General features: G+C 66.6%; 19 protein-coding genes. 6 read left to right on the plus strand and 13 right to left on the minus strand.

Annotated elements, in window-relative coordinates; all coding sequences use genetic code 11:
• Nucleotides 1-133: 133 nt before the first annotated feature.
• A complete protein-coding gene (locus tag ABIB49_RS04275; RefSeq protein WP_354156796.1) occupies nucleotides 134-1,150 on the minus strand; it encodes a bifunctional riboflavin kinase/FAD synthetase in 1,017 nt (338 codons plus the stop codon).
• A 217-nt stretch (nucleotides 1,151-1,367) separates the two neighbouring features.
• On the opposite strand from ABIB49_RS04275, the gene ABIB49_RS04280 reads away from it, so the two are divergent.
• Nucleotides 1,368-1,802, plus strand: a complete 435-nt coding sequence (locus ABIB49_RS04280; RefSeq protein ID WP_354156739.1) for a DUF937 domain-containing protein — start codon at nucleotides 1,368-1,370, stop codon at nucleotides 1,800-1,802.
• 178 nt (nucleotides 1,803-1,980) lie between these two features.
• On the opposite strand, the gene ABIB49_RS04285 is transcribed toward ABIB49_RS04280, so the two are convergent.
• Both ABIB49_RS04285 and ABIB49_RS04290 read right to left on the minus strand, forming a co-directional pair.
• The gene (locus ABIB49_RS04285; RefSeq protein ID WP_226774212.1) at nucleotides 1,981-2,235 is read right to left on the minus strand and encodes a hypothetical protein; all 255 of its coding nucleotides are present in this window, start codon (nucleotides 2,233-2,235) and stop codon (nucleotides 1,981-1,983) included.
• A 27-nt stretch (nucleotides 2,236-2,262) separates the two neighbouring features.
• A complete protein-coding gene (locus tag ABIB49_RS04290; protein ID WP_354156740.1) occupies nucleotides 2,263-3,330 on the minus strand; it encodes a GNAT family N-acetyltransferase in 1,068 nt (355 codons plus the stop codon).
• Between the two features lie 157 nt (nucleotides 3,331-3,487).
• Here ABIB49_RS04290 and ABIB49_RS04295 point away from each other — a divergent pair, with 157 nt between their 5' ends.
• On the plus strand, nucleotides 3,488-3,616 hold the full coding sequence (locus ABIB49_RS04295; RefSeq protein ID WP_354156741.1) for a hypothetical protein: 129 nt from the start codon (nucleotides 3,488-3,490) through the stop codon (nucleotides 3,614-3,616).
• Nucleotides 3,617-3,725: 109 nt separating this feature from the next.
• Here ABIB49_RS04295 and ABIB49_RS04300 read toward each other — a convergent pair whose 3' ends face one another.
• On the minus strand, nucleotides 3,726-5,252 hold the full coding sequence (locus tag ABIB49_RS04300; protein WP_354156742.1) for an HNH endonuclease signature motif containing protein: 1,527 nt from the start codon (nucleotides 5,250-5,252) through the stop codon (nucleotides 3,726-3,728).
• 731 nt (nucleotides 5,253-5,983) lie between these two features.
• Between ABIB49_RS04300 and ABIB49_RS04305 the strand changes: the two genes are divergently transcribed.
• Nucleotides 5,984-6,568, plus strand: coding sequence for an NUDIX domain-containing protein (locus ABIB49_RS04305; protein WP_354156743.1), 585 nt, complete (start codon nucleotides 5,984-5,986; stop codon nucleotides 6,566-6,568).
• On the opposite strand, the gene ABIB49_RS04310 is transcribed toward ABIB49_RS04305, so the two are convergent.
• The 3 genes from ABIB49_RS04310 to truB are packed head-to-tail and all read right to left on the minus strand — an operon-like array spanning nucleotide 6,565 to nucleotide 8,391.
• Nucleotides 6,565-7,014 (minus strand): hypothetical protein, encoded by a 450-nt coding sequence (locus ABIB49_RS04310; protein WP_226774277.1) that lies wholly within the window; start codon nucleotides 7,012-7,014, stop codon nucleotides 6,565-6,567. The two genes, ABIB49_RS04305 and ABIB49_RS04310, sit on opposite strands and share 4 nt — an antisense overlap.
• 46 nt (nucleotides 7,015-7,060) lie before the next feature.
• On the minus strand, nucleotides 7,061-7,414 hold the full coding sequence (locus ABIB49_RS04315) for a hypothetical protein (RefSeq protein ID WP_226774216.1): 354 nt from the start codon (nucleotides 7,412-7,414) through the stop codon (nucleotides 7,061-7,063).
• Nucleotides 7,414-8,391 (minus strand): tRNA pseudouridine(55) synthase TruB, encoded by a 978-nt coding sequence (truB, locus tag ABIB49_RS04320; protein ID WP_354156744.1) that lies wholly within the window; start codon nucleotides 8,389-8,391, stop codon nucleotides 7,414-7,416. The genes ABIB49_RS04315 and truB overlap by 1 nt, the downstream gene beginning before the upstream one ends.
• Before the next feature lie 67 nt (nucleotides 8,392-8,458).
• Here truB and ABIB49_RS04325 point away from each other — a divergent pair, with 67 nt between their 5' ends.
• Together ABIB49_RS04325 and ABIB49_RS04330 are read left to right on the plus strand one after the other, a co-directional pair.
• Nucleotides 8,459-9,616 carry a pyridoxal phosphate-dependent aminotransferase gene (locus tag ABIB49_RS04325; protein WP_354156745.1) on the plus strand — a complete coding sequence of 386 codons (1,158 nt, stop codon included), beginning with the start codon at nucleotides 8,459-8,461 and terminating at the stop codon, nucleotides 9,614-9,616.
• Nucleotides 9,617-9,774: 158 nt separating this feature from the next.
• Nucleotides 9,775-9,975 carry a hypothetical protein gene (locus ABIB49_RS04330; protein ID WP_226774219.1) on the plus strand — a complete coding sequence of 67 codons (201 nt, stop codon included), beginning with the start codon at nucleotides 9,775-9,777 and terminating at the stop codon, nucleotides 9,973-9,975.
• Nucleotides 9,976-10,058: 83 nt separating this feature from the next.
• Here the strand turns inward: ABIB49_RS04330 and trxA are convergent, their stop codons facing one another.
• The 6 genes from trxA to rimP form a co-directional block, all read right to left on the minus strand.
• Nucleotides 10,059-10,496 (minus strand): thioredoxin, encoded by a 438-nt coding sequence (gene trxA, locus ABIB49_RS04335; RefSeq protein WP_354156746.1) that lies wholly within the window; start codon nucleotides 10,494-10,496, stop codon nucleotides 10,059-10,061.
• A 163-nt stretch (nucleotides 10,497-10,659) separates the two neighbouring features.
• Nucleotides 10,660-11,169, minus strand: coding sequence for a 30S ribosome-binding factor RbfA (gene rbfA / locus ABIB49_RS04340; RefSeq protein ID WP_226774221.1), 510 nt, complete (start codon nucleotides 11,167-11,169; stop codon nucleotides 10,660-10,662).
• A gap of 306 nt (nucleotides 11,170-11,475) precedes the next feature.
• Nucleotides 11,476-14,391 (minus strand): translation initiation factor IF-2, encoded by a 2,916-nt coding sequence (gene infB / locus ABIB49_RS04345; protein ID WP_282359354.1) that lies wholly within the window; start codon nucleotides 14,389-14,391, stop codon nucleotides 11,476-11,478.
• Between the two features lie 152 nt (nucleotides 14,392-14,543).
• Entirely contained in the window at nucleotides 14,544-14,885 is a 342-nt protein-coding gene (locus ABIB49_RS04350; protein ID WP_226774223.1) for a YlxR family protein, read from the minus strand.
• Nucleotides 14,886-15,142: 257 nt separating this feature from the next.
• On the minus strand, nucleotides 15,143-16,123 hold the full coding sequence (gene nusA, locus ABIB49_RS04355) for a transcription termination factor NusA (protein ID WP_226774224.1): 981 nt from the start codon (nucleotides 16,121-16,123) through the stop codon (nucleotides 15,143-15,145).
• Entirely contained in the window at nucleotides 16,123-16,740 is a 618-nt protein-coding gene (gene rimP / locus ABIB49_RS04360; RefSeq protein ID WP_226774225.1) for a ribosome maturation factor RimP, read from the minus strand. Before rimP ends, nusA begins: the two co-directional genes overlap by 1 nt.
• Nucleotides 16,741-16,828: 88 nt before the next feature.
• Between rimP and ABIB49_RS04365 the strand changes: the two genes are divergently transcribed.
• Nucleotides 16,829-17,959 carry a DUF4439 domain-containing protein gene (locus ABIB49_RS04365; RefSeq protein ID WP_354156747.1) on the plus strand — a complete coding sequence of 377 codons (1,131 nt, stop codon included), beginning with the start codon at nucleotides 16,829-16,831 and terminating at the stop codon, nucleotides 17,957-17,959.
• Nucleotides 17,960-18,015 lie beyond the last annotated feature (56 nt).

Here is an 18,015-nt window from a genome sequence, read left to right on the forward strand (position 1 = left end):
TTTGTGCCTTCCTTGCCCACGGGCTCTTCTTCGTTTTCCCGTCCGGCGGCCCGGGGAAACCTGGCACCGGCCGGGCCGGGCATCCGGCCGACGGATTCACCTCTCCGGCGGCCCGGCGCAGCGGATGGTCGGGTTAGGGCACAAATAGAATATTGTGCGCTTGGACAACGTCCAGCCGCATCTGGTCCACCAGTGCTTCAGGGCCACGGTACGTCACCATGCCCCGCAGCCGGGCGACGAATTCCACAACTACTGTCTGGCCGTACAGATCGAAGTCTTCCACGGCCTCTTTCGGCCGGTCGATCACGTGCGCCTCAACCTGACGGCTGACGCCGTCGAAGGTGGGGTTGGACCCGACGGAGATGGCGGCAGGCCAGCGCGTGCCGGCCTGGTCCACAAGCCACCCGGCGTAGATGCCATCAGCCGGGACGTAACCGCTCGCGTCAGCGGCCAGATTTGCGGTCGGGAAGCCGAGGTCACGGCCGCGAGCGGCGCCGTGGACCACCTCGCCGCGCATCCGGTGCGGTCGTCCGAGTACGGCGGCCGCAGTGGCGACGTCGCCCTCCCGCAGTGCCTCGCGCACCCAGGTGGAGGAGCAGCGGCGGTCGGTGCCGTCGTGGGCGGTGCGGTCTTGTCCCGCACCGGGTGCGTCGCCGTGGAGCGGAAAGCCTTCCGAGCCGAACTCGCTGATAACCAGCACCTCGAAGCCGAGCTTCCGGCCGAGGTCCTGCATGGTCTCCAGGTCCCCGGAGTTGTTCCGGCCGAACCGTGCATCGTGGCCGATCACCACGTGGCTCGCCCTGAGGCTGCCGACCAGGACTGTGGCGACGAATTCTTCGGGGGTGAGGCTGGCCAGCTCGAGGGAGTACTTCATGACCAGAACGGCGTCGAGGCCCAGTTCGCTGAGGGCGGCAAGCTTGTCTTCCAGACCCATGATCAGTTCCGGGGCGGATTCGGGACGGTGGACCTGCGCCGGATGCGGGTCGAAGGTGATGGCGACGGCGCGTGCGTGGTTGAGACGGGCAACCCGGATGAGCTGTGAGAGCACTTGTTGGTGGCCGCGGTGTACCCCGTCGAAATTGCCGAACGTAACGACGGAAGGACCAAAGTCCGCCGGGACTTCGGACGGATCGTTCCAGATGTGGACCATCAACCTCGCCTTTTTGCTTCCTGCCATTTGCTCCTCCGGATAAACCTGCCGGCTCCGGAACTCTCCTAGATTACCTGCAAACGTCGGCTGCTTCCGACGGCACTGCGGGTCCGCGGCGACGCTCCGCCGCGTTCGGCACGCCAGCACCACGAGGCACAGGCAACAGTCCGGCGGGTGTCTGCGCGGGTGCGGTTTCCACCGAGGCCCGCACCCAGGTGTGGCTGAAGGAGACCCCGGGTCAGAGCTCCACGGTCTCCTGAGGCAGATCCCGGTAGTCCAGATTGCCGGCATGCTCGGCACGGACCGGCAGACGGTGCAGGCCACGGTGGAGGCCGCGGTGCAGGCCACGGTGGAGGCCGCGGTGGAGGCCGCGGTGCCCATGCTGCTGGCCGGCATGCACAAGAACGCACAAGGCTACGAGGGCGCTGCCAGGCTCGAGCTTGCGATCAGCCGGGAGATCAACGACGCCGGGCAGCCCAGCAGGATTACGGATGTTCCCTACACCGTGGTTCCCGATCCGTCCTGGCCGGCGGACTCCGTGATCATCATTAACACTGCGGCCAACAAGGTGATCGAGCACTTCCCCGTCGACCTCAACGGCAACCCGCTGCGCTGGCGGCCTCGACTGCGCCGGCCACCGTGCGGGGACTGAGCCGCCCGGCTGAACTGCCCGGTTGAGCTACCCGGCTGAACTGCCCGGTTGAGCTACCGGCTGTCCGGCAGTTCCGCCAGTGCAGCAGCACGGCGGCGAGGATCAGTGGAACGTGGATGACCGGAAGGTTCCTCGCGAACCATTCCCGGCAGGTAGATGTCGGGTGACCGAGCCTGCCTCATCCCCCAGGTCCTTGGCCACTGCGGTAAGCGGGCAGTGGAAGCGGTTCGCGGAAAACCAGCGTCTCGGCAGCCAGAACTGCGGCGGCGAGGCCCGCCCGCCGGTCCGTGCGGCCGCGGACACCGGCGTACAGGACGGATACCATGCAGGCTTCGATCGTGAACCAGGCAAAGGTATGGAATGCCTTCACGGCCCTCAGGAGGGACTTACGTTCTGCCTTCCGCAACGCTTGTGGAGCCTTGAGTCCAGCCATGCCTCCAGCGTAGCCGCGGGTGTCTGTTCAGGGGCTTTCTGCCCGGTCAGAGGTCCCGGTCAGCTGCGCCAGCCAAGCGTCGAGTTCCCGGGGACGGCGGAACATGACTATAGCCGGCATCCGGGGGTCCGCTTCCAGCCCCCGCATCACCTGCCGCTTCCGAGTGAAGGACCGGAAATGCCACCGGAGGATCGAGCCCTGGGTGAAGAGCCGGGCAATAGTTTCCTCATTGCCGTTGCAGACAGGCTCCCGGGTCAACGCCCGCCGCAGCGTGCGGCGAACCAGCCGGGCCAGCGAAAGCCAGCGTGGATAGTCGAGGCAGACAATGAGCTCCGCGCGCGGCAGCACAACGTCCCGCCAGGCACCATAGGCGCTGTCCAGCACCCAGCGGTCCTGGGCTGCAAGCGAGGCTGCGATACCACGCTGCTCCTCGACGGTGCGCTGCTGCCAGCCGGGCAGCCAGCCGATGTCGTCATCTGCCGAAAACCCGGGCAACCCCCTGGACTGGGCGTAGGCGCGGGCGGCGGTCGACTTCCCGCTGCCGGTCACTCCATAGAAGAGGACGCGGGAGGGCGCCGGCGGGGTTGGTCCACGGCCGGCGGGAGGCTCGATGGCCCAAGGCGGTCCGAGCTGTTTATGGTGGAGCGCAGCAGTTTCCGTGGCAACGCTCCGGTTGCCGTCAGGGTCGGTAAATTCATAGGAGTATGTTTCCGTGGCACCGGTGGGCCGGTAGCCAAGGCCTTTGTAGAGCTTCCGTCCCGCAGTGTTGCCAGGTTCGACGCCGAGGACGATCGCACTGTGTCCGGCCAGCCTGGCTTGCTCTTCCAGCCAGCGGCACAGCGCACTGCCGATCCCTGCTCCCCTGTTGCCGGGATACACAAAGAGATGCTTGAGTTCGGGGACTGGCCCGGCACGGAAATCCAGCACCGCCCCGCCGTGCGGGGTGCCCCCGGTCCACGCCGTGGCATAGAGGAGCTCCCCCGCCGTCTGGCGCACCAGGAAGCCCTCGGCGATTTTTGCACCCGGGGGCTCGTGCAGGCACAGGGCGGGAAGATCGTCCGCCGTGCACTTTCGGATGTTCACGGATATGTTCATGGTCTATCCCCTGGACGTGGCCAACGCAAGGGCCCGGGCGCCTGTTACGCATCGGCGCTACGCTAGCACCTCCCGCCCGTGGCCGGGGGACGGCTGCGTGCGGCACTGTTCCGATGCCAGCGTCGCAGTCCTTGCCGGAAGCCCGTAACCCGACTCCGTGGTGCTGGCGCTGGCTCTGTCGCTGGTGCTGGTGGGACTGGCCAGCGCGGCCTCCGGCGCCGCGACCATCTGCTCCGTCCAGGACATCCTGGTGGATCCGGCGTTCCGGAAAGCGTGCTTTTTGTGAAGGCCTCGGCTTCACCGAGGGCCCGGATATTCGTCCCGAACCGGCACAGGTCTTTGCGCAGTTCAGATAATCCCTGATTTGCCCGCAGAGCGCGCACTGTCCCTTGGGTTTACTCAAGGCGAAAATAGCTGTTCCGTCGTGGCACCTGGCGTGGGTCCAGGTGCGCCGGGGGGATGAACCACGGGATGCCGGCGCGGACCTGAATGGTCCATTCTTCCTTGTGGATGACGTGGTGGTGGTGTGAGCAGAGCAAAGCGCCTTGCTCCGTTCCGGTCGTTCCGCCGCGGGACCAGTACTCGATGTGGTGGGCCTCGCACCACGGCGCGGGGATGGTGCACTGGGGGAACGCGCAGCCCTGGTCCCGTGCGGTGAGGGCTTTGCGGATGTGGGGCGGGAAGACCCGTGACGCCCGGCCGATGTCCAGGATGCGGCCGTTGCCGCCGAGCACGATTGGAGTGATGTCGCCATCGCAGGCGATCTTGCGCGCGGTCTCGGCCGTGACCGGGCCGGTGAACATCAGGGTTCCCGCGCCGGATCCCGGCCCGTGTGACTGCGGGTTGGCGCCGCCGAGCCGTTCGAGGAGGTCCCGGTAGTCGATGGTGACCATAACCTGCGGGCGCAGTCCACCGGAAGCGGGCAGTTCTCCGGCCGCGAGGGCCACCTTACAGGCGCCGACCAGGCCATCGAGCAGCCGTTGCGGACGGGTGCGCTGATCCAGCCGCCCGGCAGCGGCCGCCTCCCCAGCAGCCGGGTGGTCCACGGCACCGCGGGCGTCGGCATTGGCGCCGGCATTGGCGCCGGCGTCGGCCCGGGCGTCGGCCCGGGCGTCGGGACCGGCACTTTCGGCCGTGCCGGCGGTGGGGTCGGTGCGGTTGGTGGCAGAGCATGTCCGTGGGTTGGTGGCTGTGTTCATGACCGTGAGCAGGTGCTCGAATTGGTCGGCGGTGGCGAAGATTTCCAGGTGCTGCAGTCCACGGTGGGACCGGCGGATGAACGCGCCTTGGCGCTGGCGCAGTTCCTGCTCGCTGGGTTCGGCACCGTCCTGGTCCAGGGCGTCCGTCCAGCGCTTCGCGATCCGGGTCAGGAAATCCTGGTCGTTCTCCACAGCCGTGCGGGTCAGGGCATGCTCCATCCGGACAACGTCACCGGGCGCGGCCACGTGCCCGACCCGGTGGAGGGACAGGCTAACCAGGGTCGCCGCCCGCGAGGCGATGTCCCCGGCTGTGAGGACAGCCGCGAGTTCCTCCCACGCGGCGGGCAGGGGCTGCCCTGACAAGCCGGTACGCGGCAGAACATCCGATGCCAGGGCAAGCCGGCGCCGCGCCTCCGCCGCGGTGATCCGAAGCCTGGCCCGCAGGAACTCGGTGGTGTTCCGGTACCCGTCATCGACGCAGCCCTGTTCACGGCCCGCGCCAAGCTGCACGTTCCAACCGGAATCGGGCCCGGCGACCCTGGCCGCCGGCACCGTCACAGTCGTGGTCGTGGTCGTGGTCGTAGTCGCGTCGGCGTGCCAGCCGGTCAACCAGCTGGCAGGGGCACCGGAACCAAACTTCGCAGCCGCGTTGCTGGCTGCCGCCGCCTGGTTTCGGGTCCGGTCAACCGCCGCTGCGGCCACAAGTTGCAGATAGTCGACCATGCGGGATAATTCCTCGACCCGACCGGCAAAGTCCGAGGCTTCTGTCACTCCGAACATCGCTGCAACAGACAGTGCCGTCCCGTTTGAAGAACGCAGCAGTGCAAGCGCCCCATCCAGAGCACAGTCCACGTCATCGGCTGCGTGTGGTCCAGCCGGCAGCCGGGGAATTCCCAGGAGTATTCCGGAGCCAGGCCGTGTGGCCTGTAGCGGAATGAAATCTTCACTGGCTTTCATAGCCAAATTCTTCCTCGATGCTGTGACATTCTGGGCCGCGACTTTTGTGGATCTCCTAAAGAAAATTCGAGTGTGGAGAAGCTGTAGTCACCAGGTCCCAGTGAGCGATCCGCTGCTCCGGCCGCCCGGGGGCCTACCTCCAATGATTCCCGATTCCAGCTCTGGTGGCGCTCGTTGGTCCCCCTATGTGGATAACTGAAGTGTTGGGCCCGGAGTTTCCGTCGGCGAACCCTCGTGGGAGGCAACAGGCCCGGCGTCTGGTTGCTTCAGAGGGTTGGGCGGCCCGTTCACTGGTGCCGTTTGGCCGTCAACGGCAAGCTGTCGCGACGAAGATTGGAAACCGACCGCTGCTGACCGATGGATCCCGCCGTCCCCCGGCGTGCAGCCCGTCTGATCTGTCATCCCGCCGTGCCCCCCGGCGTGCAGCCTGCCTGATCTGTCTTCCCGCGGGGTCACACTTCGGCGGGTACGGGCACGGTCCGTGGGAAACTGAGGGCATGGACAGCCCTGTCGCCCCGACATCGAGCCCGGCCAGCCCCAAAACCGGGCGGCCCGGCGAAGCACACTCCACTGAGCTCCCCTTCGAACTGCGCCGGCCCCTCGGGCCACGCGATCCGGGTGACGCGTGGGTTGAAGGCGACAGCGGACGGTTCTGGGGGCTATTTGGCTCGGCCGGGCTGCTGGTCCACGACCCCGGCAAGGGCGTCCTGCTCCAGCACCGCGCTTTGTGGAGCGACAAGGGCGGCACCTGGGGCCTCCCCGGCGGGGCCTTGCACCAGGGCGAAGAAGCAGTCCAAGGCGCACTGCGGGAGGCCCAAGAGGAAGCCGCCGTTCCGCCGCAAAACGTGCGGGTGCTGTTCACTTCGGTGTTCGACGTCGGCTATTGGAGCTACACGACAGTCGCCGTCGAAGTTGTGGAAGCGTTCGAACCGGTGATTAGTGATCCCGAAAGCCTGGAGCTGCAGTGGGTGCCGCTCGAGCGCGTCGGCGAGAAGGAATTGCATCCTGGCTTCGGCGCCGCGTGGCCGGCCCTGTGCAGCCGGCTGGTGGGCCAGGACCCCGGCCCCGGAATGCCCAGCTAGGACGCTCGGGCCGGCTTCGGCGCCGGACGGCGGCGGTACAGCCAGATCAGGCCAAGGATCGGCAACAACAACGGGATAAACGCATAGCCGCGGCCAAACAGCGACCAGACGGTCTCATGCGGGAAATTGACCGAGTCGAACACGCTGAGGGCCCCGACCACAATCACACCCAACAGTTCCACGAGCACCGCCGCCACGGAAACCTTGAACCAGGTGCGGCCGGCTTTTGCGAGTGACACGGTTGCTACGAGATAAACGACTGCGGCGAATGCGGACAGCAGGTAGGCCAGCGGAGCTTCGGAAAACTTGGTGAGGATCTGGTATCCCGCCCGGGCCGTCGCCGAAATGGCAAACACCGCGTAGACAGCGATCAGCAGCCGGCCGGGCCCGGTATTGCGGGTATCCCGTGCGCTGCCGGACGCCGAGGGGTCCGGCGTCGTTCCGATGTCCTGCTGCGATCGTTTCGCCGTCACGTTATTTGCCTCTTCCACGTCAGTACCAAATCTGATTCATACGGGCCGCCATCACCAGGGCCGTGACTCCGACGGCGGCCAGCACAAAGTTGCTCCAGCGGGTCCGTTCCAGGATGGCCCAGTAGACGGCGCCGACCGGCAGCAGGAGCGCTGTCAACAAATAGCCCCAAAATTCCCAGGGCTCCCCCGCGATCTGTTCCCCGCCCGCGACCCGGATTATCGACCCGACCAGATAGACCACCAAGGACAGTTCGACGGCGGCCACCGAGAGGATCGTCGTATCGTTCGGCGCCTTTTTGAGGATGCCGGCGATCAGGCAGATGACGCTGGAGACCAGCCCAACCACCAAAATGATGTAGAAAAACGCGTCCACTATTGCCCGTCCTGCTGGACCGGCGAAGGCTGCTTCGGCGGATGCTTTTCATTGTCCGGTGCAAAGACCAGCACCGGCTTGGCGTAGCTTCCCTTGTCCGCCAGCAGGGCCACGAGAGTGCCGTCCGGGCCGAACGCCGCGGCAGGGTTCTCCGGTGTGGCCGCCTCGGACGTGCCGGCCCTCACACCTGAGGCGATGCGGCGACCGAAGGATAGCTCGGTGGTTTCCTCGTCGCTGAGCTCTCGGTTGGGCATCAGGGCCCGCGCGGCCTGGGACATTTCGAGCACGTCCAACTGCTCGGCAAGCTGTTCGAGGGTGCGTGCCTGGTCCAGCGTGTAGGGGCCCACCTGGGTCCGGCGCAGCGCCGTCAGGTGCCCGCCGACCTTAAGAGCCTCCCCAAGGTCACGGGCCAGCGCCCGGATATAAGTGCCTGATGAGCATTCCACAGTCACGTCAACGTCCAGCGCCTCGCCGTCTGACTCCACCGCTGACTCCCCCGTGCGAACCCGACGGATCCCGTGGACCTCGAAGCGGTGGATGGTGACCGGCCGGGCGGCCAGGTTGACCTCTTCGCCGGAGCGGACCCGTGCATACGCACGCTCGCCGTTGACTTTGATGGCGCTGACGCTGCTGGGAACCTGATTGATCTCACCGGTTAATGCGGCGATGCCGGCCCGTACTGCTTCCTCGGTCACCGCGGCGGCACTGCGGGTGGCCGTCACTTCGCCCTCGGCGTCATCGGTGAGGGTGGATTCACCGAGGCGGATGGTCGCCGTATAGGTCTTCGACGTGCCCACGATGTACGTGAGCAGCCGGGTCGCCTTGTTGATGCCGACCACCAGGACACCCGTGGCCATGGGATCCAGGGTCCCGGCGTGGCCCACCTTTCGGGTACCGGCGAGCCGCCGCATCCGGCCAACCACATCGTGGCTGGTCCAGCCTTGCGGTTTGTCCACTATTACCAGTCCAGAAAGCACGCTTCCCAGTATATCTGCGCTGGCGCTGCCACCGGCGCAGGAAGCTGCGGCGGCTAGGATGGCAGACATGCCCGAGCTAGCCGCCCACGTCCGCGACGTCCCCATTAACCAGATCCGCGAAATCACCGAAGCCGCCTGGGCGACTCCCGGCGCCATTGTGCTGAGCATCGGCGAACCTGGTTTTGCCGTCCCCCGCCATATCCTTGAGGCCGGGATGGCCTGCCTGGACCGCGACGAAACCAACTACACGCCCAACGCCGGCATCCCGGCCCTGCGTGAGGCGTTCGCTGCCCGGTTCCGGGAGCACAACGCGACACCGCTCGGAGCGGAGCGCGTGTACGTCGTCGACGGCGCCCAGCAAGGCCTGCACTTCGCGATGAGCCTGCTGCTCTCGCCGGGCGATGAAATCCTGATCCCCAATCCCGGCTACCCAACCTTCGCGATGACGGCCAGCCTGCTGCACGCCGTCCCGGTGCATTACCCGCTGTATCCCGGCCACGACTTCCAGCCCCGGATCGCGGACATCGAGGAGCTTATTACACCGCGGACCAAGGTGCTGATCCTCAATTCACCCTCCAACCCGCTGGGCGCCGTCCTGGGCGAAGAGCTCACCCGGGACCTGGTGGCGTTGGCCGTCCGGCATGATCTCTGGATCATCTCCGACGAATGCTACGAAGCGTTCACCTATGACGTCCCGCATGTGAGCCCTGCCCGGTTCGACAGCGACGTCCCCGGGCAAGCCCGTGTGTTCACTTCGCTCACGCTCTCCAAGACCTATGGCCTGACCGGGCTCCGGATCGGAGCGTTGATCTGCCCGCCGGGCCTGGAACAGAAAATGAACAACGTGATGGAGGCGATTGTTTCCTGCGTGGCCGCTCCCTCGCAGTACGCCGCCCTGGCGGCGCTCACCGGCCCGCAGGAGTACGTAAGCCACGCCCGTGCGCACTACCGGGCCAACCGGGATGCTGCCGGCACGGTGTTGGAGTCCAAGGGCATTCCGTTCCTCACGGCGCAAGGCGCGTTCTACCTTTGGGCCGATGTGTCCCATGTAAGTGGTGGCGATGTCCGGGGCTGGGTCCGGCGCTTCCTGGCCGATTCCGGTGTGGCCTTCGCCCCCGGCACCGCGTTCGGTTCGATCGGCGAGGGTTGGATCCGGATTGCGCTCTGCAGCAGCCAGGCCGAGCTGGTGGAAGGCCTCAACCGGCTCCCGACCCGGGCCAGCTGACATTCGGTTGCCGGCACCGTAGGTTGTAGGGTCGCTGTGCCCTACCGCGGCTGTGCCGCAGCGCCTAGCCTGAACGCAACGCGGGCATTTCGCGCCGGTCCCGGGAAGTGCGGTCCGGGACGTGCGGTCCCGGATGACGGTTCGGTCAAGGAGTAAACATGTGGTGGCAGGACCTGCTATGGGGTATTTGGAACGGGGTCACGGCATGGGTAGTGCTGATCGTCCATGTCTTTGGGCAGTGGAGCGAATTCCCCTTCTACAACACGGCTCGCGCCGGTAACTGGTACGACGTCGGCTTCCTCCTGGGCATGGGCTCGCCCCTCCTGGGTGGCCTGGGAGCCCGCGGCCGGCGCCGTTGAAGGGGCGCCACCGAGCCGGCGCCACCGAACGGGCATCACTGAACGCACATCACTGAACGGGCACTGGCAGGTACCGCCTTCGGCTAGGGGTTGCCCGCCGCCATCGCGTTGTCGAGCCATTGGCGCAGGGCTGCTGCGGGCGGCGCCCCGGTCTGGCGGGCCACTACTTTCCCGTCCCTGATCAGCAGCATGGTGGGGATCGACTGGATCTCGAAGCGCCGCGAGAGTGCCGGCGCCGAGTCGACGTCAACCTTAACGAGTTTGACCCCGCCGGCCCGTTCCTGGGCCAGCTTGTCCAGCACGGGGCTGACCATACGGCACGGTCCGCACCATGCTGCCCAGAAGTCGATGAGGGCCGGCGTCGAGGACTGCTCGGCGATGAGCGCGAAGTCCGCGTCCCCTGCGGCGACAATCCAGGGCAGGTCCTTGCGGCAATTTCCGCAGCGCGGGTGCCCGGCGGCCGATGCCGGAATCCTGTTGGTCTTCCCGCAGTGGGGACACGGGATCAGGCTGGAACCCACGGCCCACCTCTTTCTTCAGTCCCCGCAGTCATGGTTCCATCGGACTCCACCGCCGGCAGCGGGCCTAGAGTCCAAAGTCCTCCCGGCCATGGCAAAAGCTCAAAAGGATGGCCGGCCCCAACCGGGGCCGGCCATTCTTCTGCAGCGCTGCATTGTTGCTGAACTACTTACCGCTGTCCTCGTCGACGTCGCCTTCGGCGATGAGGTCAAGTTCCTCTTCGTCGAAGTCGTCCTCGTCGAGCTCGATATCCTGCGGAGTATCACTCTTGTACGGGTCGGCGTCGCCGGCGTGCTTCGCGCTGGCGGCGAGAGCCGCCACCTCGGCATCACGCTTTTTTGCCGCCCGCAGCAGTTCCTCCAGGTTGGAAGCATTGACCGGAATCTGGTCCGCCACGAATTCGAGCGTCGGGGTCAACCGGACAGTGACGTTCCGGCCGACTTCCTGCCGCAGCACGCCCTTGGCCTTCTCAAGGCCCTTGGCAGCCTCGGCCTGGACCAGCTCGTCGCCGAATACGGTGTAGTAGATCGTTGCATGCTGAAGATCGTTGGTCACCCGCGCATCGGTGACAGTGACGCCTTCCAGCCTGGGATCCTTCACCCTCCGGCCCAGTGCCTCGGCAACAACAACCTTAATCCGCTGCGCCAACTTGGCAGCCCGTGCGGGATCAGCCATTTCCACTCCTAAAAATTTGGATGTACGACGGCGCGTTAGCGGCTGAAGTACACAGGTTCGGTTTGTTGCCACGCGCCTAAGGCGAGTCTACGACGGACTCCCGTTGGATTCTTCCGGCGCCTTGGGTGGCATCCAAGGTGGCAGCCGGGGGACCCGATGCGAACTTGCGAGCATTGGGAAGGCTGACGCCGCTGCCGGAGCTGGGCGGCCGACGTCGTCAGACGTTGGCCGCCCAGCGCAGGGGCGGGGCCGCCGGAAGAATCCAACGGCCCCGCACCTTTACTGCACCTGTAACGCTAAGACATCTTAGACGCGCGGCTTTTCGCGCATCTCGAAGGTCTCGATGATGTCACCTTCGGTGATGTCGTTGAACGAGCCAAGACCGATACCACACTCGAAGTCCGTGCGGACCTCGGTGGCGTCGTCCTTGAAGCGCTTGAGCGTCTCAACGGCAAGGTTGTTGCCGATGATCTTTCCGTCGCGCGTGACCCGGGCCTTGGCGTTGCGTCGGATAACACCCGAGCGAACGATCGAGCCTGCAATGTTGCCGAACTTGGAGGAACGGAACACTTCGCGGACCTCGGCGGTACCAAGCTGAACCTCTTCGTACTCCGGCTTGAGCATGCCCTTGAGGGCTGCCTCAATGTCATCAATTGCTGCGTAGATGACGGAGTAGAAGCGCATGTCCACGCCTTCGCGGTCTGCCAGTTCGGCAACACGCTCGGCGGGCTTGACGTTGAAGCCGATGATAACGGCGCTGTCGACGGTAGCCAGGTTGACGTCGTTCTGCGTGATCGCACCGACACCGCGGTGGATAACGCGCAGCTGGACACCCTCGCCGACGTCGATCTTGAGCAGCGCGTCTTCGAGGGCTTCCACGGCACCTGACACATCACCCTTGAGGATGAGGTTGAGGGTGTCGATCTTGCCGTCGGCGACGGCCTGGTCGAAGTCTTCCAGGCTGATGCGCTTGCGGCGCTTGGCCAGGGCCGCGTTGCGGTCCGCAGCTTCACGCTTCTCGGCGATCTGGCGGGCGGTGCGCTCGTCAGCGGTCACAAAGAAGGTGTCACCGGCGCGCGGGACGTTGGACAGACCCAGCACCTGCACGGGGCGGGACGGGCCGGCCTCGGTCAGTGCACTGCCATCATCGTCGAACATCGCACGGACGCGGCCGTGGGCCGTGCCTGCCACGATGGTGTCGCCGATGTGCAGGGTACCGGACTGAACCAGGACGGTAGCAACCGCGCCGCGGCCCTTGTCCAGGTTGGCCTCAATCGCAATACCGCGGGCGTCCTTGTTCGGGTTGGCGCGCATGTCCAAGGCTGCGTCTGCGGTCAGCAGGACAGCCTCGAGCAGTTCGTCGATATTCAGGTTCTGACGCGCAGAGACCTCCACGAACATGGTGTCGCCACCGTACTCTTCCGGAACCAGCCCGTACTCGGTCAGCTGGCCGCGGACCTTTTCCGGGTTGGCGCCTTCCTTGTCGATCTTGTTCACGGCCACAACGATCGGCACGTTGGCCGCCTGGGCGTGGTTGAGGGCCTCAACGGTCTGCGGCATCACGCCGTCGTCCGCTGCTACAACCAGGATCGCGATGTCGGTCACCTTCGCACCACGGGCACGCATGGCGGTGAACGCCTCGTGGCCCGGAGTATCGATGAAGGTGATCTTGCGATCGGTACCCTCATGCTCGTGGGTGACCTGGTAGGCACCGATGTGCTGCGTGATACCGCCGTGCTCGCCCGCCATAACGTCGGACTTGCGGATGGCATCGAGCAGGCGGGTCTTACCGTGGTCAACGTGACCCATCACGGTGACAACCGGAGGACGTGCCTCGAGTTCCTCGTCGCCTTCGGCTTCCAGCTCGGCATCGAAGTCGATGTCGAAGCCGGAGAGCAGGTCGCGCTCCTCGTCCTCCGGGGACACAACCTGGAGCTTGTAGCCAAGCTCCTCGCCCAGCAGGGCGAAGGTCTCTTCATCCAGCGACTGCGTGGCCGTAGCCATTTCGCCGAGGTGGAAGAGGACGGTCACCAGCGCTGCGGGGTTCGCCTCGATCTTGTCGGCGAAGTCCGTGATGGACGAGCCACGGCGAAGCCGGACTACCGTGTTGCCGTCGCCGCGGGGCACACTAACGCCACCCAGCGACGGAGCACTCATCTGCTCGAGTTCCTGGCGCTTGGCACGCTTCGACTTGCGCTGCTTGCCACGGCCTGCACCGCCCTTACCGAAAGCACCCTGCGTACCGCCGCGACCGCGGCCACCCTTGCCGAAGCCACCGCCGGCCGGAGCGCCGCCACCGGCACCGGGAGCACCGGTGCCGGGAGCCCCGCCCGGACGGCCCGGGCCGCGGGCTCCGCCGCCCGGACGTCCGGCGCCAGCGGGTGCGGGACGTTCGGTGCGGTTAGGCATCATGCCCGGAGTGGGTCGGTTTCCGCCGGCCCCGCCCGGACGTCCGGCGCCTGCTGCGCCGGCCGGACGAGGAGCGCCCGGGCGTGCACCCGGGGCGCCGCCGGTGCGGGGAGCACCCGGACGGGGACCACCAGCGCCTGCTGCGGGACGGGGGCCGCCGGGGCGCTCGCCCTCGGTGCGGTTCCCGCCCGGACGCGGCATGCCCTGGGAAGGAGCGAACGGGTTGTTACCCGGACGCGAGGGACGTTCGTTGTCTCCGCCGCGGCCCCGGGGCATGCCCTGGGAGGTAGCAAAGGGGTTGTTGCCGGGACGGGGGCCGCCCGGGCGAGGTGCCGAGCCGCCCTGGCGTGCCGGAGCAGCCGGGGTTTCAGCCTTGGGTGCCGGACGCGCGCCGGGCTTGGCGCCCGTGCTGGGCGCAGCCGGCGCACTCGGAGCCTGAGCAGCCGGTGCCGCTGGAGCCGCCGGTGCAGCGGCCGGAGCCGCCTGGGGGGCACTGGGTGCCGGAGCAGCTGCGGCCGGAGCCGGAGCTTCAGTCTTTGTGGTGTCCGCAGCCTTCGGGGCAGCCGGGCCCGGCGCAGGCGCCGGAACGGTTGCGGCGGGGCTGGCGGGCGCCTTGGGTGTGGACGCGGGTGCTTCGGACTTGGCTGCCGATGCTGCGTCGGGGAACGCGTTGCGGAGTTTCCTCACAACGGGGGCCTCAATGGTGGAAGAGGCCGAGCGAACGAATTCGCCCAGTTCCTGCAGTTTGGTTACTGCATCTTTGGAAGTAATACCGAGCTCTTTAGCAAGCTCATGTACGCGGACCTTGGCCACATTTCTCCTGTCTCGGTCCGCACCGAGCCAGGCACGAACCGTCTACTTCTTACTGCGGACCTCCGCCGCGAGTGCAGCTGAAAGGTCCATTCCAGAGCGCAACAAAGATGTCATCGTTGCGCACTCATCGCTGGGAACTCATCGGGTTTCCATCAGTTTTCTGACCCGCTTTCAGGTTGGACGGTTGTTGCTGCGGCCACCGGGGTGTCCACGGCTTGCGTGCCTGCCATGATCCGGCGTTCAACGTCGGCTGTTCCGGCAGCACCGTTGAGGGCGCGTCCGAACGCTCGACGTTTGACCGCGAGTGCCAGGCACTTTTCGCTGGGGTGCAGCCATGCACCCCGGCCAGCCATCCGGCGGCGTTCATCGACTATGACGGCGGATGAACCGCTGCCATCGATGACGAGCCGGAGAAGCTCTGACCGGGCGCCCGTCTTCCGGCATCCGATGCAGGTACGCTGCGGCTGATGCTCGAGGTGTTGCACTTGTGCCACTTACGAGAATCTTCCTGCCAGTACATATCTGCCGTCCAGGGACCGGGCCAGCATGGCCAAGGGCCCGTAAGGACACCTTCGCCGGAACCAAGCCCGGACGCGTCAAGGACACGCGGATACCGGCCGTAAGGCGCGGTCATGTCTATTCTAGCCCCTCCAGCGCCCGGGCCCCGAACTGAAGGGGCCACGAACGCCGGCGGTGGGCCCGATCCGGGCCGAACTTCCAGCGCCGGCGGACGGTGACCGCGGGGTCAGCCCTATTTGTCGCGGTTGACCGCAGCATCGGAGACGATGTCGATCCGCCAGCCGGTGAGCTTGGCGGCGAGGCGGGCATTCTGGCCCTCCTTGCCGATGGCGAGGGAGAGCTGGTAGTCCGGCACCACTACGCGCGCCGAGCGGGTTGCCTCGTCAGTGATCGTGACGGAATTCACCCGGGACGGGGACAGTGCGCTGGCAATGAACGTGGCCGGGTCGTCACTGTAGTCAACAATGTCGATCTTTTCGTCGTTGAGTTCGTTCATGACCGCACGAACGCGCGAACCCATTTCACCGATGCAGGCACCCTTGGCATTGATCCCGGGCATGTTGGCTTTGACGGCCATTTTGGTCCGGTGCCCGGCTTCGCGGGCCAAGGCGACGATTTCCACCGAGTGGTCCGCGATTTCCGGAACTTCCATTTCGAAGAGCTTCCGAACGAGGCCCGGGTGCGAGCGGGACAGCGTGATCGACGGGCCCTTGGTACCGCGGTGCACGTCGATCACGAACGCGCGGAGCCGGTTGCCGTGGGTGTATTTCTCCCCCGGCACCTGCTCCGGCGGCGGCAGGAGTGCCTCCACAGTGCCCAGGTTGACCTGGATCATGTGCGGGTTGTTGCCCTGCTGGATGGTGCCGGCAACCAGCTCGCCCTCGCGGCCCTTGAACTGGCCCAGCACGTTGTCGTCTTCGGCGTCGCGCAGGCGCTGCAGGATGATTTGCCGTGCGGTACTGGCGGCAATGCGGCCAAAGCCCGCCGGGGTGTCCTCGAATTCACCGATCGGCGCGCCGTCGTCGTCAATCTCGGTGGCCCAGATGGTCACGTGTCCGCTTTTGCGGTCCAGCTCGGCGCGCGCCGTCTCAAAGGCACCCGCTGTTTTGTGGTATGCCACCAGCAGGGCCTGCTCGATTGTCGGAATCAGGAGATCCAGCGGGATTTCACGCTCACGCTCCAGGAGTCTCAGTGCGCTCATGTCAATATCCATTAGGCCTCCTCGGAAGGTCCATTGTGTGCGTTCTCCAGACCGGCCTCTTCGAGGTGGCTGAACTCTATCTCGACTTTTCCACTGCGGATCCTGTCGAAAGGAAGTTTCATGGGCTCGCCCTGCTTGGGCTTCATCCCTTTTTTGACCGTGATCTCCGGGACCAGCGTGACGCCTGCGTCATCGACTGACCGGACCCGGCCTGTGACGTTCTCACCCTGCAGGACATTAACCTTAACCATCCGGCCGCGGGCCCGGTGCCAGTGCCGCTCTTCGGTCAGGGGGCGTCCGACGCCGGGCGAGGAGACCTCAAGCTCGTACGGGCGTGCGTCGGTGCTGGGATCGTTGTCCAGGATGTCGGAGAGGGACTTGGAAATCTCGGCGATGACGTCCAGGCCGACGCCGCCGGTCTCGTCCTGTGGCAGGTCCACCACCACGTGGACCACCCGGTTGGCGCCGGCGACGTGAATCGAGACGTCCTCCAGGTACAGCCGGTTCGCCAGGACTTCGGGCTCCAGGAGGGCATGCAGCCGCTCGGCCTCGAAGTTGTGAGCGGGTGCGGCGTCAGCCTTACCCGTTCCGGTCCGGTCTGTCGAAGTCGTGGCTTCTGCATTTGTCATGATGCCGGCCGCCTCCCGCTAGATGATGTTGTGTGTACTAGCCTAGCGATTTTCCGGGCACCGTGGTGCACTTCAGGTCCCGGCCGGCATGCCAACCATGACAAAATGGTCTGTTGTGAAAGAGGACAGCAGGCAAAAGCGGTGGCGGGGGCTCGTTCCGCGCGTCGCACTTCTCGCCTGCCTCGCCCTCGTGGTCGCCAGCCTGGGGCTGGCCTGGCGCCCCGCACACCCCATGGACCCCGCAGAACCGCCGTTTTCCGAACAAGCGCGGTCCGCTGCGCTGGCCGAAACGCTGAGACTGCGCACCGCCGGAGCAGCACTGGAGCGGGCAGCCGCGGGCGCCCCCCAACCGGCTGTGGCGCGGACTGTGAGTTTGCTGACAAGCCAGTCCCGGGCCCTCCTGCTGCCCGGGGCGGAGGGTGCCGACACCGCTCCCCCGGCGGGCACTGCAGCCCAATCGGCTACCCCCACCGAAGCACCTCCTGCTGTTCCGCTGCCCGCGTCGGCCGCAGAATTAGCCGCCGCGCTGGTCGCCAGTGCCTCGCAACGGCTCGCCGACGCCAACGTGGCCGACGGCGGAATGGCCCGGCTGCTTGCCGCCGTCGGGACCGCCCAGCTGCTTCAGGCTTCCTCCCTTGCAGCGGCCGCCGGGGCGCCCGCCCCTGCGGTCGCCGACCCCGCAGCACCGCAGCTCTCCGGCGCGTGCCAGGGCGTTCCGGCATCGCCGTCGTCCGCTGCTGGGCCTTCGGCAGGCACTCCCGCCGCAACCTTGCCGGCGGCGCTGGCAGCAGCGGTGGCGAGCGAACGGGAAACCGTATACGGCTATCAGGTGGCCCTCACCCGGCTCGGGGGTTCAGCAGCCGGCCCGGCCTCAGCGCAGCTCGCCCGGCACGAGACCCTCGCCGCCGGCGCGGAGGCGCTGAGCCGGATGCACTGCGTTGCCGTTCCAGCGCGGGAAGCCGGCTACACAAGCGCACCTGCGTTCCTGGCCGCACCCGCCGCCGGGCTCGGCGTGCTGGAGGCATCGGCGCTTGCGGTGTACGGCGACCTGGTGGCTTTGAGCGAGGGGCAGACACGCCAATGGGCGGTGGCCGGCCTGGTCGGCGCCGCTCGCAGCGCCGCCCGCTGGGGAACCGACGCCGGAGCTCTTCCCGGCCTCACCGCAGATCACGACGCGTTCCCGGAGCTGCCGGCTCCCGCTCTGGCCCCCGCGCCCTAGCCGGCGCGGCGGGGAAGCGGCGGCTTACTTAGGCTTGTAATACTGGTGGTTCGGTG

Source organism: Arthrobacter sp. UYCu512 (assembly GCF_040547075.1).
Taxonomy (GTDB): domain Bacteria; phylum Actinomycetota; class Actinomycetes; order Actinomycetales; family Micrococcaceae; genus Arthrobacter.